Raw genomic sequence first — 16,563 nt, 5'->3', positions numbered from 1 at the left:
GTAATCAATATGAGTGATTTTGTGGATCGAGTAACCGTCCATGTCAAGGGCGGCGATGGGGGCAACGGTTCGGCCGGCATCCGTCGTGAGAAATACAAGCCGTTGGCCGGTCCTAACGGCGGCAATGGCGGCGACGGCGGTTCCGTGGTGTTCGTGGCCGACCGTAACGCCACCAGCCTGCTCGACTATCGTTTCATGCCGCATCGTGTCGCCGGCAGCGGCACCATGGGTTTGGGCGACAATAAGGACGGCTCCAAGGGCGAGGATCTGATTCTGCCCGTGCCCTGCGGCACCGTCGTCTTTGAGGCGCGCGGCGAACAGGGCAAATCCAAGCATCCCGGCGCACAGCTCGCCGACTTGCGCCACGAGGGCGACCGCTGCGTCGTCGCCCAGGGCGGTGCCGGCGGCCTCGGCAACATCGCCCTGGCCAACAAGACCCGCCGCGCCCCCGGCTTCGCCCTGCTCGGCGAACTCGGTGAAGAGCGCGACGTGATTCTGGAACTGAAGTCCATCGCCGACGTGGCGCTGGTCGGTTTCCCCTCGGCCGGAAAGTCGTCCCTGATTGCGGCGATGAGCTCCGCCAAGCCGAAGATCGCCGACTACCCATTCACCACGCTGGTGCCGAATCTCGGCGTCGTCATCGCCGGCGACTCTCGATACACCATCGCCGATGTGCCGGGACTGATTCCTGGTGCCTCTGAAGGCAAGGGCCTGGGACTGGAGTTCCTGCGCCACATCGAACGTACCGAAATCATCGCCCACGTGATTGATTGTGCCACGCTTGAACCGGACCGCGACCCGATGTCCGACTACCACGCGCTGGAAAACGAGTTGGCACTCTACGCCGACAAGCTCGAACTGCCATTGGGCGCCATCCCGATTCCCGAACGCCCGCGCATCGTGATTCTGAACAAGATCGATGTGCCCGAGGCCAAGGAATTGGCCGAGTTCGTGCGTCCGGAGTTCGAGAAACTCGGGCTGAAGGTCTTTGAGATCTCCACCGCCTCTCATGAGGGGCTGAAGGAGCTCAACTTCGCGTTGTCTGCGCTGGTGCATGAGATGCGTGAGGAAGTGGCCAACCGCGAGCAGGCCGAAGAGGAGACGCGCGTGGTTATCAAGCCATTGGAGACCAAGGGCCGCCGTCCGCGTCGCGCTGACGAGGGCGGCAGTGCGCTTGAGTTCACGGTCGAGCGCCGCGAACTCGGCAATGGCGAAGTGTTCTTCGAGGTGCGTGGCGTCAAGCCGGAGCGCTGGGTCATGCAGACCAACTTCGACAACGACGAGGCCGTGGGCTATCTGGCCGACCGCTTGGCCAAGCTGGGCGTGGAAGATGAGCTGCGCCGCAAGGGTGCCCACCCTGGTGACGAGGTGCGCATCGGTCGTGGTGCCCGTATGGTCGAATTCGATTGGGATCCGACCATCTCCGCCGGTGCTGAAATGCTCGACGGCTCCAACCTCGGTGCCCGAGGCAAGGATCTGCGTCTCGAAGAGCAGGACCCGCGCACGCACCGCCGCTCCAACGCCGAACGTCGTGCCCAATACCACGAGATGATGGACGCCCGTGCCGCCGTGCGCGACGCGATGATGGCCGAACGCAAGGCCGGCCACTGGGCCGACCCGACCGTTGACGACGATCGCCATGATGAGAACAGCCTCTTCGGCCACGGTGAGTCCAGCGAAGATGGTGAAACCGAGGAATAAATGAGCACTCCAAGTCAGGCCGAGGTGCGGCGCATGGTCGCAGCAGCCGGAACCATTGTCGTGAAAGTCGGCTCCAGCTCGCTGACCCAGCCGAGCGGTCACCTCGACCCGGACAAGCTCGACGCTCTGGTCGCCGCCCTTGCCCAAATACGACTGATGGGCGGGCGTGTAGTACTGGTTTCCTCTGGTGCTATTGCGGCCGGCTTCGGCCCGCTGGGCTTTGACGAACGCCCGGCCGACGTGGCTACTCAGCAGGCCACCGCAGCGGTCGGCCAAGGTTTGCTCATGGCTCGCTACGAGACTGCTTTTGGCCGTTTCGGTATTCGCGTCGGCCAGATTCTGATCACTGCCGAAGATACGATTCGTGCCACCCAGTACCGCAATGTGGAACGCACGCTGGACCGATTGCTGGACCTTGGTGTGGTCCCCATTATCAACGAAAACGATTCGCTGGCGTCCAACGAGATTCGATTCGGCGATAACGACCGTCTGTCCGCATTGGTTGCGAACCTAGTTCGCGCGGAAGCTTTGGTATTGCTTACCGACGTGGACGCGCTATACACGGCACCGCCTTCCCAGCCCGGCTCCCGCCGTGTGGAATATGTGCCCAACGTTATCGATGCATTTGGCGACATCCAGGTTTCCGGCTCCGGCTCCAAGGTCGGCACCGGTGGCATGGTCACCAAGCTTGAGGCCGCGCGCGTGGCGGCCGTCTCCGGCATCCCCACGGTGCTCACCTGCGCCTCGAACGCGGGCCCTGCGATGATGGGCGATCCGGTGGGCACCGTGTTCGCACCGGTTAAGGCCCGCGGCTCATCACGCCGTCTGTGGATTGGTTTTGCCGCCGACCCGCGCGGCACGATTGTGGTCGATGCGGGTGCCGGCCAGGCTATTCGCGGCGGGCGTGCCTCGCTGCTGGCTACTGGCGCGCTCGAAGTGCATGGCGATTTTTCCGCCGGCGATCCGGTCTGGATCGATGCCGAAAGCGGCGAACACCTGGCCCGAGGCCTCGCCGGCTTCGATTCCGAAGAAATTCCGCAGATGCTCGGGCGTAACACCGCCCAACTCAAGCGTTTCCTCGGCCCCCAGTACGCCCACCCACTGGTTCATCGCGACAATCTTGTACTTGTGTGACTGATGGGATCTGTCACACGACAGATCCCATCACCATAGTGCGGCTCTGGCGATTTTTCGTGCTGTAGGTTTAGCATGGAAGCCATGACTATGGCGCAATGGCAGACTCTTTCCGACCGTATCAACACTGTGGCACCGAGCGCTACGCTCGCCGTCGATTCCAAGGCCAAGGCCATGAAGGCCGCCGGACTTGACGTTATCGGCTTCGGCGCAGGTGAACCGAATTTCCCGACCCCCGCAAACGTGGTCAAGGCTGCGGCAGATGCCTGCCTCGACCCGAAGAATTACAAGTACACGCCTACGCCGGGCCTGCCCGAGCTGCGCGAAGCGATTGCGGCTAAGGTGCTGCGCGATTCCGGCTACGAGGTGTCCGCCGACCAGGTTGTGGTGACCAACGGTGGCAAGCAGGCCGTGTATGAATCCTTCCAGATCTTGCTCAACGATGGCGATGAGGTCATCATCCCCGCTCCGTACTGGACCAGCTATCCTGAAGCCGTCAAATTGGCGGGTGGCGTGCCGGTCGAAGTATTCGCCGGTGCCGACGTGAACTTCGAGCCCTCGCTTGAGGCGCTGGAAGCGGCCCGTACCGAGCATACGAAGGCAATCATCGTCAACTCCCCGAACAACCCGACCGGAGCCGTCTGGAAGCCGGAAACCGTGGAAGCGATCGGTCGTTGGGCCGTCGAGCACCACATCTGGGTTATCTCCGACGAGATCTACGAGCACCTGAACTACGACGACGCGCACACCACCTACATCGGTGCCGCCGTGCCGGAATGCCGCGGGCAGCTGCTGGTGCTGAACGGCGTGGCCAAGACCTATGCGATGCCTGGCTGGCGTGTCGGCTGGATGGTCGCGCCGCTTGAGGTGGCCAAGGCCGCCACCAAGCTGCAGGGGCATATGACCTCCAATGTGGCCAACATCTCCCAGCGTGCTGCTTTGGCCGCTGTGGCCGGTCCGCTGGATGAGGTGCACGAGATGCGTAAGGCCTTTGACGCGCGCCGCCGTGCGATTGTGACCGCCTTGAACGATATCGAGGGCGTCAACTGCCCGACTCCGACCGGCGCGTTCTACGCTTTTGCGGACATCACCGCTTTGCTTGGCAAGCCGCTGGGTCCCAAGGGCACAGTGTCCGATACGTCCGCTGACTTTGCCGCCGCACTGTTGGATGAGGCCCACGTGGCCGCCGTCCCCGGCGAGGCCTTCGGTGCTCCCGGTTACCTGCGTTTCTCCTACGCACTGGCCGACGAAGACCTAGCCGAAGGCATGCGTCGATTCAAGGAATGGGCTAACTGAGAAGAGTCGCGTGCCCCGCACATGCCACGCGCGCGACACGCGATTTGCGATAATCCACCGGAGCCGTTACTATAACAACTTGGCGGTTTCGCCATGGCGAAGCGTTCTCTACGGAATGCACGCCGAGGTGGATTTTCACCTAGGGAAGTGGCGCAATTGGTAGCGCAACGGTCTCCAAAACCGTAGGTTGTGGGTTCGAGTCCCGCCTTCCCTGCCAAGTTTTCAATAATCAAGCAGCTGACGCGAGGTACGGAATGGCTAAGACGAACAACGGCGAAAAGGTAGTCAAGCCGAATGTCTTCATGCGTATCGGTCTGTTTATCAAGCAGATCATCGACGAGCTTCGCAAGGTCGTAACCCCTACTGCCAAGGAACTGTTCTTCTGGTCTCTGGCTGTGTTTATCTTCGTGCTGCTGCTGATGGCCCTCGTCACGGGCATGGACTTCGGTCTGGGCAAGCTCGTGCTGTGGGTGTTCGGCTGATCCGCACAACCTAAGGTGAATAACAACGCATGAGTGATGAACTGAATCTCGAGAACCTCGACGCCGTGCCGGCTGAGGAGCCTCTTGTCGAGGCTTCCGAAGCTGCTGCCGATGAGGCAGCTGCCCCGGTTGAACCGGTTGCTGACCTTTCCGCAGAATCTGACGCATCCGTCGACAATGCAGATGTTGAGTCCGCCGCTCCGGCCGTGACTGAATCCGCTCCTGTTGCTTCCACTCAGACCGAGACCGTTTCTCTGGATGAGGACGAGGAAGAAGTCAACGAATCCGAGCAGGCCGAGGAAACCGATGCAGGTCAGCAGGCTGTTGACGAATTCTCCAAGTCCCTGCGTTCCCTTGATGGCAAGTGGTACGTGCTGCACACCTACTCCGGCTACGAGAAGCGCGTGAAGACCAATATCGAGTCCCGCGTCGCCTCCTTCGGCATGGAAGACCAGATCTTCCAGGTCGAGGTGCCGATGGAAGAAGTCGAGAAGCACACCGAAAAGGGCAAGAAGGTCATCACCCGCGTGCGTGTTCCAGGCTACGTGCTGATTCGTATGTGGCCGGATGAGAACGCCCGCCGTATCGTTCGCGAAACCGAAGGCGTGACCGGCTTCGTTGGCCCGACCAAGGATCCGGCGCCGCTCTCCCGCAAGGAAGTCGTGGCGATGATGGCTCCGATGATCGCTTCCGAGGCACTCAAGGCCGCCGGCGACAAGCCCGCCGCCGCCAAGAAGCGCAAGGTAGAAGTCTCCTACGCCGTTGGCGATCAGGTCACCGTCACCGATGGGCCTTTCGCCACCATGGCCGCCGTTGTTTCCGACGTGGAGCCCACCACTCAGAAGCTCACCGTGCTCGTGTCCATCTTCGGCCGTGATACGCCGGTGGAGCTTGGCTTCCACCAGGTTCAGAAGCTAGATTAACCCCAAACTTTGCAGAGCCCGACCATCGTGGTCGGGCTTTTTGTGTTGTCCGGGTGGATTTGCATAATAGGAAAGCTTGTGTCTGGAGGGAAGACCCGCTAGCACAGCACAGCAATATAAGTTGCGGGAGGAGACCGACCACAGGCCGATTGCCTACAGCATGCACGGATAAATAATGAGTCAAGACCGAGCATGATGGCAGACAGCCGAACCTGAGGACGGCGACCATTCGAACCGCGTTATAGAAAGAAGAACCATAATATGGCTCCCAAGAAGAAAGTCTCGGCGCTGATCAAGCTCCAGATCCAGGCTGGCAAGGCCAACCCGGCCCCGCCGCTGGGCCCGGCTCTGGGTTCGCATGGCGTGAACATCATGGACTTCTGCAAGGCATACAATGCCCAGACGCAGGACAAGATGGGTCAGGTCATCCCTGTCGAGATCACCGTTTACGAAGATCGTTCCTTCACCTTCGTTCTCAAGACCCCGCCGGCTGCAGCTCTGCTGAAGAAGGCTGCTGGCATTGAGAAGGGTACCGAGAACCCGCTGACCCACAAGGTCGGCTCTGTCACCAAGGCGCAGGTTCGCGAAATCGCCGAGACCAAGATGGAAGATCTGTCTGCTCGCGATATCGAGGCCGGCATGAAGATCATCGAGGGCACCGCTCGCTCGATGGGCATCACGGTTACGGACTGATAAGGAGAAGGACAGATGGTAAAGCGTTCCAAGAAGTACCGCGAAGCCGCTGAGCGCGTCGATCGCAACAACCTCTACACCGCCAACGAGGCCATCGCTCTGCTCAAGAGCATGCCTGCCTACAACTTCGACCAGACCGTCGAGGCCGTGTTCCGTCTGAGCGTCGACCCGCGTAAGGCCGACCAGCTCGTGCGCGGTACCGTCAACCTGCCTCACGGCACTGGTAAGACCGCCAAGGTCCTCGTGTTCGCCCGTGGCCCGAAGGCTACCGAGGCCACCGAGGCTGGCGCCGACATCGTCGGTGATGACGACCTGATCGCAAAGGTTCAGGGCGGCTTCCTCGACTTCGACGCCGTGGTTGCTACTCCGGACATGATGGGCAAGGTCGGCCGTCTGGGCCGTGTGCTCGGTCCGCGTGGCCTGATGCCGAACCCCAAGACCGGCACCGTGACCATGGATGTCACCAAGGCTGTCAAGGACATCAAGGGCGGCAAGATCGAGTTCCGTGTCGACAAGAACGGCAACCTGAGCTTCCTCATCGGCAAGATGAGCTTCGATGAGTCCGCTCTGGATGAGAACTTCAAGGCTGTGGCCGACGAAGTCAAGCGTCTGAAGCCCGCCACCGTGAAGGGCCGTTACCTGACCAAGGCAACCATCACCTCCACGATGAACCCGGGCGTTCCGGTTGACCCGAACACCCTGGCCTGAGGCTAGCGAGCTTCAATAGCTAGTGAAAGGGACTTCCCGTAAAGGGAAGTCCCTTTTTGCATATGCGATGACCGGTTGCGAGAAGGTGAACCTGGATGGTCACGCAATCGAATTCTTGCAACACGCCGGTGAACACATGAATTTGTTACGCATCGGCAATGCAAAGACGGATTATTCTGGTATCAGAACAGTGCAAATAGGCTGCTTGCGACACGCCGAAGGAACCGTGTGATTGCAACGATTCCTTCGGCTTTTGCGCGCCTCGATTTGCGCGAATCCAAACATGCGTGTAAGTTATTTCCTTGCTGCCGCTCAGCGAGTGGTTCCCTTCGGTGGGGGCTGTGAGGTGGGTGAGTGGTGGTGGTTTGAGAACTCAAGAGCGTGTTTGTACTACTTCTTTATAGTCAATGATTGCCAGTTCATTCCTCGCCTGATCGCCTGTCGTGGTGGTCGGGTACCCGGGAGGGTTTGATGAGGGGTGAGGTTTTTTGAGGGCGTCCTTCCTTAAGGACGTGCTCGTCAATTTTTGTTTTGAGAGTCATCTGTCGATGTCTCTTCGCATTCTTTTTGTGGAGGGTTCGATTCTGGCTCAGGATGAACGCTGGCGGCGTGCTTAACACATGCAAGTCGAACGGGATCCATCAAGCTTGCTTGGTGGTGAGAGTGGCGAACGGGTGAGTAATGCGTGACCGACCTGCCCCATACACCGGAATAGCTCCTGGAAACGGGTGGTAATGCCGGATGTTCCAGTTGATCGCATGGTCTTCTGGGAAAGCTTTCGCGGTATGGGATGGGGTCGCGTCCTATCAGCTTGACGGCGGGGTAACGGCCCACCGTGGCTTCGACGGGTAGCCGGCCTGAGAGGGCGACCGGCCACATTGGGACTGAGATACGGCCCAGACTCCTACGGGAGGCAGCAGTGGGGAATATTGCACAATGGGCGCAAGCCTGATGCAGCGACGCCGCGTGAGGGATGGAGGCCTTCGGGTTGTAAACCTCTTTTATCGGGGAGCAAGCGTGAGTGAGTTTACCCGTTGAATAAGCACCGGCTAACTACGTGCCAGCAGCCGCGGTAATACGTAGGGTGCAAGCGTTATCCGGAATTATTGGGCGTAAAGGGCTCGTAGGCGGTTCGTCGCGTCCGGTGTGAAAGTCCATCGCTTAACGGTGGATCCGCGCCGGGTACGGGCGGGCTTGAGTGCGGTAGGGGAGACTGGAATTCCCGGTGTAACGGTGGAATGTGTAGATATCGGGAAGAACACCAATGGCGAAGGCAGGTCTCTGGGCCGTTACTGACGCTGAGGAGCGAAAGCGTGGGGAGCGAACAGGATTAGATACCCTGGTAGTCCACGCCGTAAACGGTGGATGCTGGATGTGGGGCCCGTTCCACGGGTTCCGTGTCGGAGCTAACGCGTTAAGCATCCCGCCTGGGGAGTACGGCCGCAAGGCTAAAACTCAAAGAAATTGACGGGGGCCCGCACAAGCGGCGGAGCATGCGGATTAATTCGATGCAACGCGAAGAACCTTACCTGGGCTTGACATGTTCCCGACGATCCCAGAGATGGGGTTTCCCTTCGGGGCGGGTTCACAGGTGGTGCATGGTCGTCGTCAGCTCGTGTCGTGAGATGTTGGGTTAAGTCCCGCAACGAGCGCAACCCTCGCCCCGTGTTGCCAGCGGATTGTGCCGGGAACTCACGGGGGACCGCCGGGGTTAACTCGGAGGAAGGTGGGGATGACGTCAGATCATCATGCCCCTTACGTCCAGGGCTTCACGCATGCTACAATGGCCGGTACAACGGGATGCGACGCGGCGACGCGGAGCGGATCCCTGAAAACCGGTCTCAGTTCGGATCGCAGTCTGCAACTCGACTGCGTGAAGGCGGAGTCGCTAGTAATCGCGAATCAGCAACGTCGCGGTGAATGCGTTCCCGGGCCTTGTACACACCGCCCGTCAAGTCATGAAAGTGGGCAGCACCCGAAGCCGGTGGCCTAACCCCTTGTGGGATGGAGCCGTCTAAGGTGAGGCTCGTGATTGGGACTAAGTCGTAACAAGGTAGCCGTACCGGAAGGTGCGGCTGGATCACCTCCTTTCTACGGAGAATACAGGATGCCGTTCGGCGTCCGGTGCGGACCCTCCCGCGCGATGGTCGCGTGTGGACGGGTTGCTGGTGTGGAAGACGTCGTTGGCTTTGCCCTGCCGGTCGTGCGGTGGGTGCCGGAGTGGTATGGATGCGCTTTTGGGCTCCCGGATCGCCACCCCAGGCTTTTGCCTGGCGCGATTCGATGCCCGTCGCGCCTGCGGGCCGGCCGTGTGCCGGCGTGATGGCGTGGCGGTGCGTGGTGGCTTGAGAACTGGATAGTGGACGCGAGCAAAACAATGGTTTTGAATCTTTGTTTTGCTGTTGATTTCGAATCGAACTCTATTGTTCGTTTCGATCGTTTTGTGATCATTTTTAGTGTGATGATTTGTCGTCTGGGAATTTGCTAGAGGAATCTTGCGGCCATGCACCTTCATGGTGTGTGTTGCTTGCAAGGGCGTATGGTGGATGCCTTGGCAGACAGGACCGATGAAGGACGTTTGAGGCTGCGATAAGCCTCGGGGAGCCGCCTACAGGGCTTTGATCCGAGGATTTCCGAATGGGGGAACCCACCGGCCGTCATGGGTCGGTACCGGCTTCGGCCGGGGGGTACGCAGGGAAGTGAAACATCTCAGTACCTGCAGGAAAGGATATTCCGTGAGTAGTGGCGAGCGAAAGCGGATGATGGCCAAACCTTGCGCGTGTGATACCCGTCGGGGGTTGCGTGTGGGGTGTTGCGGGATCGCGTGCGCCGGCTCCGACGGGCCGGCCGGCAGTTTTAGAAAACCATGTGTCAGGGGAACCGGGTTGAATACCGGGCCGCAGAGGGTGAGGGCCCCGTACCTGAACGCGCATGGTCTGCCGATCGCGTCTCCCAAGTAGCACGGGTCCCGTGGAACCCCGTGCGAATCCGCCCGGACCGTCGGGTAAGCCTGAATATTCCTGTCTGACCGATAGCGAACGAGTACCGTGAGGGAAAGGTGAAAAGTACCCCGGGAGGGGAGTGAAACAGTCTCTGAAACCGTGCGCCTACAATCCGTCGGAGCCTCTTCGTGGGGTGACGGCGTGCCTATCGAAAAATGAGTCTGCGAGTCAGTGGCATGTGGCGAGCATAACCCGTGTGGGGTATGCGTAGCGAAGGCGAGTCTTAAAAGGCGTTTGAGTCGCGTGTCCTGGACCCGAAGCGGGATGATCTAGCCCTGAGCAGGTTGAAGCGCGGGTAAGACCGTGTGGAGGACCGAACCCACCTGGGTTGAAAACCGGGGGGATGACTTGGGGTTAGGGGTGAAAGGCCAATCAAATTCCGTGATAGCTGGTTCTCTCCGAAATGCATTTGGGTGCAGCGTCGGGTCATTGCGTCCCGGGGGTAGAGCTACTGGATGCTTGCGGGCCCGTATCGGGTACCAACAGCAACCAAACTCCGAATACCGGTGACGTGTATCCCGGCAGTGAGTCGGCGGGGGATAAGCTTCGTCGTCGAAAGGGAAACAGCCCAGACCGTCGTCTAAGGTCCCGAAGCGTGTGCTAAGTGGGAAAGGATGTGGAGTCGCATAGACAGCCAGGAGGTTGGCTCAGAAGCAGCCATCCTTGAAAGAGTGCGTAACAGCTCACTGGTCTAGTGGTTCCGCGCCGACAATGTAGCGGGGCTCAAGCACACCACCGAAGACGCGGCAGTATTTTGTACTGGGTAGGAGAGCGTCCCATGAGGGGCGAAGCGGCCGTGTGAACGCGCCGTGGACTTCATGGGAGTGAGAATGCAGACATGAGTAGCGAAAGACGGGTGAAGATCCCGTCCGCTGGATGACCAAGGGTTCCAGGGCCACGTTCATCGTCCCTGGGTGAGTCGGGTCCTAAGGCGAGGCCGACAGGCGTAGTCGAATGGATGAACGGGTCGATATTCCCGTACCGGCTTTCAGCCGCCAGAACCGAGGCTTGGAGTACTAACCTCCGGGTCCGGGCTTGCTTCCCCTTCGGGGGTGGGATGCCTGGGCCTGTTGGGACCGATCCTTGTAGTAGGTCAGCGCAGGAGTGACGCAGAAGGGTAGCCGGCCGCGGAGGTGGTTTTCCGTGGTCAAGCACGCAGCCCGTCCCGTAGGCAAATCCGCGGGGCGTGTGGGCGAGGTGCGATGGTGGGGGCCTTATGGCCCGATATCCGGTGATCCCGGCTGCCGAGAAAAGCTTCGGCGTGAGGCTCGAAGCCGCCCGTACCCCAAACCGACACTGGTGGTCAGGTAGAGAATACCAAAGCGATCGAGCGAATCCTGGTCAAGGAACTCGGCAAATCACTCCCGTTCCTTCGGTTTAAGGGAGACCCCCGATGGTGATCCGCCTCGCGCGGGGAGCTTTTGGGGGTGGCACAGACCAGGGGGTAGCGACTGTTTACCAAAAACACAGGTGCATGCGAAGGCGCAAGCCGCTGTATATGCACTGACGCCTGCCCGGTGCCGGAAGGTTAAGAGGATCCGTCAGCCTTCGGGTGAAGCGGTGAATTCAAGCCCCGGTAAACGGCGGTGGTAACTATAACCATCCTAAGGTAGCGAAATTCCTTGTCGGGTAAGTTCCGACCTGCACGAATGGCGTAACGACTTCCCCACTGTCTCGACCAGGAGCTCGGCGAAATTGCAGTACGAGTAAAGATGCTCGTTAAGCGCAGAAGGACGAAAAGACCCCGGGACCTTTACTATACCTTGGTATTGGCATTCGGTGTGGATTGTGTAGCATAGGCGGGAGGCCGAGAGGCATGGTCGCCAGATCGTGCGGAGCCGCAAGGTGAAATACCGCTCTGTTCGCATTGGATGTCTAACCTCGAACAGTGATCCTGTTCAGGGACAGTGCCTGGCGGGTAGTTTAACTGGGGCGGTTGCCTCCCAAAGAGTAACGGAGGCGCCCAAAGGTCCGCTCAGCCCGGTTGGCAATCGGGTGGCGAGTGCAAGTGCACAAGCGGGCTTGACTGCGAGGACGACGGTCCGAGCAGGGACGAAAGTCGGGACTAGTGATCCGGTGCCGGTGTACGGACGCGGCATCGCTCAACGGATAAAAGGTACCCCGGGGATAACAGGCTGATCATTCCCAAGAGTCCATATCGACGGGATGGTTTGGCACCTCGATGTCGGCTCGTCGCATCCTGGGGCTGGAGCAGGTCCCAAGGGTTCGGCTGTTCGCCGATTAAAGCGGCACGCGAGCTGGGTTCAGAACGTCGTGAGACAGTTTGGTCTCTATCCTCTGCGCTCGTTGGAATGTTGAGGAGGCCTGCCCATAGTACGAGAGGACCTGGGTGGACGAACCTCTGGTATGCCGGTTGTCACGCCAGTGGCACGGCCGGTTGGCTACGTTCGGAAGGGATAACCGCTGAAAGCATCTAAGCGGGAAGCCTGCTCCAAGATAAGCATTCCGTGCAGCCTCGAGCTGCTGTAGTCCCCATGCAGAACACGTGGTCGATAGGCCGGACGTGGAAGCCCCGCGAGGGGTGGAGCCGACCGGTACTAACGGACGAAAGGCAACACTATTATTCCCCGATTCGTTCGGGGACCGCATCATCCTCCTGCAAACCATCCCGTATGGCAATGAGCACGGGAATGGCGCAAGACGAAGCAACATCAACGGCAATCGCGTCCCCTGTCCGGTTCCCGGGCCGCCACAAGGCCGGCAGACCTTGGTGTCTGACCGTATAAGAGAAGATTTGCGGCGGTCATGGCCCAGGTGAGACGCCCGGTCCCATTCCGAACCCGGAAGCTAAGGCCTGGCACGGCGATGGTACTGCACTCGACAGGGTGTGGGAGAGTAGCACGCCGCCGCATCACACGTACAGGAAGCCCCGATACCTTGAAGGTACCGGGGCTTCCCGCATATCGGGACACTCGCGCGTGGGGGGGGGTATCTCGCGTCCTTGGGCCTCAGCGTCTTGGGCCTACCCCCCCTGGTCCGCGAGCAGGAAGGGCAACTGCATCGACAACGCCGCCACCGAGCAGGTGTTCGGTCATCTCAAGGACGAGTTCTACACAGGCCGCGAGTTCGCCTCGTACGAGGAGTTCAGAACCGGGCTGGACGCGTACATGGTCCACTGGAACACCAAGCGAAGGCAAAAACAACTGGAGGGACACACCCCGGAGGAATTCCGGAACATGTCCCTCATAGCCTAATCAGGTACCCTTAATAAACCACGTCCAACTTCCGGGGCGCAGTTCACCCAAGGAATCAGCCCCTCTTTCTTCCTCTTTCTCTAGACGAGGCCGGCAGACGGGCGCGTTCCTAGACGCCCTGCCGCCCCTGCGGTGCCGGGACCTTACAGGTACAGGCGCTGAGCCTCGTCGCGCACCTTCTGGTACTCCTGATGAGCCTTGATCGAGGATTCGATGTGGGCCACCTGCGGAGTGGCGACCTCCCAGAAAGCGTCGGCGGTATCGTCGCGCACAACCGGATCGGTCTCGATGCAGATCGCGGTGATCTCGTCGGCGTCCATTGCCTTGCCAAGCGCGTCGCGTAGCTCGGCGGCGGTGGCAGCGGTGTACGTGTTCACACCGTAGCCTTCGAGAATCTTGACGAAGTCCACCTTGAGCGGCTTGGTGGTGTCCTGACGACCATCTTCGCCACGGTAGAAGTACTTCGTCTCGAAAGCCTGCGAGCCGACCTTGACGGACAGTGAGCTGATGGATCCGTAGCCACCGTTATCGACCACGAGCAGAATGATCTTCTCATGTTCCTGTACGGCGGTGAGCACGTCCTGATGGTACATGATGAACGAGGCGTCGCCGATGAACGTGAAGATCTCACGATTCGGATCGGCGATACGCATGCCGAGCGCGGCAGGGATCTCGTAGCCCATGCAGGAGTAGCCGTACTCGACCGAGTATCCGAGCGGCGTGCCCGGCTTCCACAGCTTCTGCAGGTCGGAAGGCATGGAGCCTGCGGCGTTCACCGCCACATCCTGCTTGCGGGCAAAGGAGTTGACGATGCCGATGAGCTCCTTCTGACCCAGCTCATGATCGCCTGGAATCGGCTTGATGAGCTCTTCGACGGCTTCGCGCTGCTCGATAGCTGCCTCCTTGGCCTCGGCCAGGTACTCGTCCGGCACGCTCCAGCCGGCGAGCTCGGCCTGCAACTCCTTCAGGGCCTCGCGAGCATCGGCCACGACCGGGATCGCGGACTCCTTGTGCGCGTCGAAGGACTGAACATTGATGTTGACGAACTTCACATCCGGGTTCTGGAACATGGTGTTCGAGGCGGAGGTGAAATCGGTGTAGCGGGTGCCAACTCCGATGATCAGGTCGGCGGTGTGAGCCAGCTTGTTGGCGAAGCTCAAGCCGAGCGCGCCCATCGGGCCGGAGTTGAGCGGGTGCTCATAGGCGATGGAGCCCTTGCCGGCCTGCGTGGTGCCGACCGGAATGCCGGTGGTCTCGGCGAACGCCTCAAGCGCTTCGGTGGCCTCGGAGTAGACCACGCCGCCGCCGGCGATGATGAGAGGACGCTTCGCGGCGCGAATCGCTTCGGTGGCGTCACGCAGCGCATCGACGTCGGCGCGGACGCGCGGCACACGCCAGACGCGCTCGCGGAACAGATCCTCATCGAAGTCATAGGCCTCGGCCTGCACATCCTGCGGAAGGCACAGCGTCACGGCACCGGTCGTAGCTGGATTGGTCATCGTCTCCATAGCGCGCATAAGCGCCGGCACCAGCTGTTCGGGGCGGTCGATGCGGTCCCAGTAGCGGCTGACGGCCTTAAACGAATCGTTGGCGGAGATGTCGTTGGACTGCTCGTTCTCGATCTGCTGCAGCACGGAACCGGTACGGCGGGTGGAGAAGTAGTCGCTGGGCAACAGCAGCAGCGGCAGACGGTTCACGGTGGCGGTTCCGGCGGCGGTGACCATGTTCGCCGCGCCCGGGCCGATGGATGTGGTCACCGCCATCGCGCCGAGACGGTTCATCTGACGGGCGTAGCCGACCGCGATATGCGCCATGCCCTGCTCGTTCTTGCCTTGGATGAAGCGGAAGCGGTCCACTTCCTCCAGCAAAGCCTGACCGATGCCGGCCACGTTGCCGTGGCCGAAGATGCCGAGTGCTCCGCCGAAGAATGTGTTGTCCTTGCCGTCGCGCTCGACCTTCTGCACCTCGAGGAATCGGACAATCGCCTGTCCGACCGTCAGGGTGACTTTCCCGTTGCTTGCCATCGTATTGTTCCTTTCTGAAAGCGTGTCGCGACCGTTCGTTGTCGCGGCGGTCATCAGCTTCGTCGCCTTGGGGCCGGTGCTTCGGATGGTCTGCCTTCGATGGGTTGTGGGCAGGGGCCCCGCAGTGCTGTAAGCTCCAAGAAGAATATAACAGTTAATGAGACGCGGAATTTAATAAACAGAAATAAAGATGGGTGTTTTCTGATGCAAGCGACGCTTTCTGTCAAAAAAGCAGAAAAAACCGTCTTGTATCGCAATAATAGCGGTGTTTTTGACACGGAGGCTGGAGAGGCGTCGTATGCTAGTTGAAGTCTTAATGGACTGAATGTCTGAAATTCGCAATATGAAAGGATGACTGCAATGGCGCAATGGGTGTATCCGAACGGCAGTGCAGCTCAGGGCGACTGGGAGGTGTCCCTCGGCACGGTGGACTCCGCTCCGGTGGAAGGCTGGGCGTACACCGGCCTCAAGGTGGCCGACATCAAGGCGGGTCAGGTGCTGCACCTCGACGGTGCCGACGAGGAGCGTCTGGTCATTCCGCTCTCCGGAAGCTACGACGTCACCTCCGACGACGGCGCATATCATCTGCGAGGCCGCAAGGACGTCTTCTCCGGTCCCACGGACGTCGTGTACGTGGGCGTGGGCAGCGCAATCGACATCACCGCGCTCGGCGATGGCCGCGTGGCCGTGGCCACCTCTCCGGCCGCGACGAAGTATCCGGACCAGCTGGTCAAGGCCGAGGACAACGAGGTCGTGCTGCGTGGCAATGGTCCCACCTCCCGTCAGGCCCGCAACTTCGGCATGATGAACAGCATCGCCGCCGAACGCTTCCTGGTGTGCGAAGTCATTACCCCGTCCGGCTCCTGGTCCTCCTACCCGGTGCACAAGCACGACGTGGAGAACGAGCACGAGACCGCGCTGGAGGAGATCTACTACTTCGACATGAAGCCGATCGACGGCGCCACCGACGCCGCCCGCCCGATGGCCTATCAGGGTGCCTCCAGCGCTGACGACCGCCCGCTCGACATCATGACCGAAGTCCACCCCGGCGACACCGTGCTCATTCCGTACGGCTGGCACGGCCCCTCGATCGCCGTACCCGGCTACGACCTCTACTATCTGAACGTGATGGGCGGCGCCGGCGAACGCGACTGGCGCGTGACCATCCGCGAGGATCAGGTATGGGTCAACGAGGCCCTCAAGGACGTGCCGCGCAATCCGCGTCTGCCGATGTGACCGGGCCGGCGAGGCGTGACCGGAGCGGATTGACGCTGCAGCCGACGTCACCATCATCGCCGTGCATCACATACCCATCCGCAACCATCGTCACGACCGCCGCCGCGGACGCGACGGCAATCCAATCACAACGTAACTAATACGAAAGG

9 protein-coding genes, 1 tRNA gene, 3 rRNA genes and 1 pseudogene are annotated in these 16,563 nt (G+C 60.5%); 13 read left to right on the top strand and 1 reads right to left on the bottom strand.

Annotated elements, in window-relative coordinates:
• Positions 1 to 9 precede the first annotated feature (9 nt).
• The 12 genes and pseudogenes from obgE to MMB48_RS10415 all read left to right on the top strand — a co-directional run.
• Positions 10 to 1,701: a GTPase ObgE gene (obgE, locus tag MMB48_RS10470; protein ID WP_032743900.1), complete on the top strand. Its 1,692-nt coding sequence runs from the start codon at positions 10 to 12 to the stop codon at positions 1,699 to 1,701.
• Positions 1,702 to 2,835 (top strand): glutamate 5-kinase, encoded by a 1,134-nt coding sequence (proB, locus tag MMB48_RS10465; protein ID WP_032743902.1) that lies wholly within the window; start codon positions 1,702 to 1,704, stop codon positions 2,833 to 2,835. It begins immediately after the preceding gene.
• A 90-nt stretch (positions 2,836 to 2,925) separates the two neighbouring features.
• Complete coding sequence (locus MMB48_RS10460) at positions 2,926 to 4,131, top strand: pyridoxal phosphate-dependent aminotransferase (protein ID WP_080714736.1); 1,206 nt, start codon at positions 2,926 to 2,928, stop codon at positions 4,129 to 4,131.
• Between the two features lie 141 nt (positions 4,132 to 4,272).
• A tRNA-Trp gene (locus MMB48_RS10455) sits at positions 4,273 to 4,348 on the top strand.
• 37 nt (positions 4,349 to 4,385) lie between these two features.
• On the top strand, positions 4,386 to 4,613 hold the full coding sequence (gene secE / locus MMB48_RS10450) for a preprotein translocase subunit SecE (RefSeq protein ID WP_032743905.1): 228 nt from the start codon (positions 4,386 to 4,388) through the stop codon (positions 4,611 to 4,613).
• A 29-nt stretch (positions 4,614 to 4,642) separates the two neighbouring features.
• On the top strand, positions 4,643 to 5,536 hold the full coding sequence (gene nusG / locus MMB48_RS10445) for a transcription termination/antitermination protein NusG (protein WP_032743906.1): 894 nt from the start codon (positions 4,643 to 4,645) through the stop codon (positions 5,534 to 5,536).
• A gap of 261 nt (positions 5,537 to 5,797) precedes the next feature.
• Positions 5,798 to 6,229, top strand: a complete 432-nt coding sequence (rplK, locus tag MMB48_RS10440) for a 50S ribosomal protein L11 (protein WP_003829785.1) — start codon at positions 5,798 to 5,800, stop codon at positions 6,227 to 6,229.
• Positions 6,230 to 6,244: 15 nt separating this feature from the next.
• A complete protein-coding gene (gene rplA / locus MMB48_RS10435; protein WP_012578523.1) occupies positions 6,245 to 6,937 on the top strand; it encodes a 50S ribosomal protein L1 in 693 nt (230 codons plus the stop codon).
• Positions 6,938 to 7,503: 566 nt separating this feature from the next.
• Positions 7,504 to 9,028 (top strand): 16S ribosomal RNA (locus tag MMB48_RS10430).
• A gap of 428 nt (positions 9,029 to 9,456) precedes the next feature.
• A 23S ribosomal RNA gene (locus MMB48_RS10425) occupies positions 9,457 to 12,521 on the top strand.
• A 174-nt stretch (positions 12,522 to 12,695) separates the two neighbouring features.
• A 5S ribosomal RNA gene (rrf, locus tag MMB48_RS10420) occupies positions 12,696 to 12,812 on the top strand.
• The 16S, 23S and 5S rRNA genes sit together here, the layout of an rRNA operon.
• Before the next feature lie 123 nt (positions 12,813 to 12,935).
• Positions 12,936 to 13,154 (top strand): annotated as a pseudogene (locus MMB48_RS10415) (IS3 family transposase); the annotation flags it as partial.
• 143 nt (positions 13,155 to 13,297) lie between these two features.
• Here the strand turns inward: MMB48_RS10415 and iolD are convergent.
• On the bottom strand, positions 13,298 to 15,178 hold the full coding sequence (gene iolD, locus MMB48_RS10410; protein ID WP_032743588.1) for a 3D-(3,5/4)-trihydroxycyclohexane-1,2-dione acylhydrolase (decyclizing): 1,881 nt from the start codon (positions 15,176 to 15,178) through the stop codon (positions 13,298 to 13,300).
• 360 nt (positions 15,179 to 15,538) lie between these two features.
• Here iolD and iolB point away from each other — a divergent pair, with 360 nt between their 5' ends.
• A complete protein-coding gene (iolB, locus tag MMB48_RS10405) occupies positions 15,539 to 16,414 on the top strand; it encodes a 5-deoxy-glucuronate isomerase (protein ID WP_032743590.1) in 876 nt (291 codons plus the stop codon).
• The last annotated feature ends 149 nt before the right edge of the window (positions 16,415 to 16,563 follow it).

The organism is Bifidobacterium sp. FKU, from assembly GCF_026016385.1.
GTDB lineage: Bacteria > Actinomycetota > Actinomycetes > Actinomycetales > Bifidobacteriaceae > Bifidobacterium > Bifidobacterium infantis.
Note: the sequence above shows the minus strand (reverse complement) of the source record. Positions and strands in the feature narration are given on the sequence as shown.

What these genes read in the sequence shown, in the direction of transcription:
- secE (WP_032743905.1), top strand. Translation starts at nt 4,386, where the DNA reads ATGGCTAAGACGAACAACGGCGAAAAGGTAGTCAAGCCGAATGTCTTC.
- rplK (WP_003829785.1), top strand. Translation starts at nt 5,798, where the DNA reads ATGGCTCCCAAGAAGAAAGTCTCGGCGCTGATCAAGCTCCAGATCCAG.
- iolB (WP_032743590.1), top strand. Translation starts at nt 15,539, where the DNA reads ATGGCGCAATGGGTGTATCCGAACGGCAGTGCAGCTCAGGGCGACTGG.
- obgE (WP_032743900.1), top strand. Translation starts at nt 10, where the DNA reads ATGAGTGATTTTGTGGATCGAGTAACCGTCCATGTCAAGGGCGGCGAT.
- iolD (WP_032743588.1), bottom strand. Translation starts at nt 15,178, where the DNA reads ATGGCAAGCAACGGGAAAGTCACCCTGACGGTCGGACAGGCGATTGTC.
- proB (WP_032743902.1), top strand. Translation starts at nt 1,702, where the DNA reads ATGAGCACTCCAAGTCAGGCCGAGGTGCGGCGCATGGTCGCAGCAGCC.
- rplA (WP_012578523.1), top strand. Translation starts at nt 6,245, where the DNA reads ATGGTAAAGCGTTCCAAGAAGTACCGCGAAGCCGCTGAGCGCGTCGAT.
- MMB48_RS10460 (WP_080714736.1), top strand. Translation starts at nt 2,926, where the DNA reads ATGGCGCAATGGCAGACTCTTTCCGACCGTATCAACACTGTGGCACCG.
- nusG (WP_032743906.1), top strand. Translation starts at nt 4,643, where the DNA reads ATGAGTGATGAACTGAATCTCGAGAACCTCGACGCCGTGCCGGCTGAG.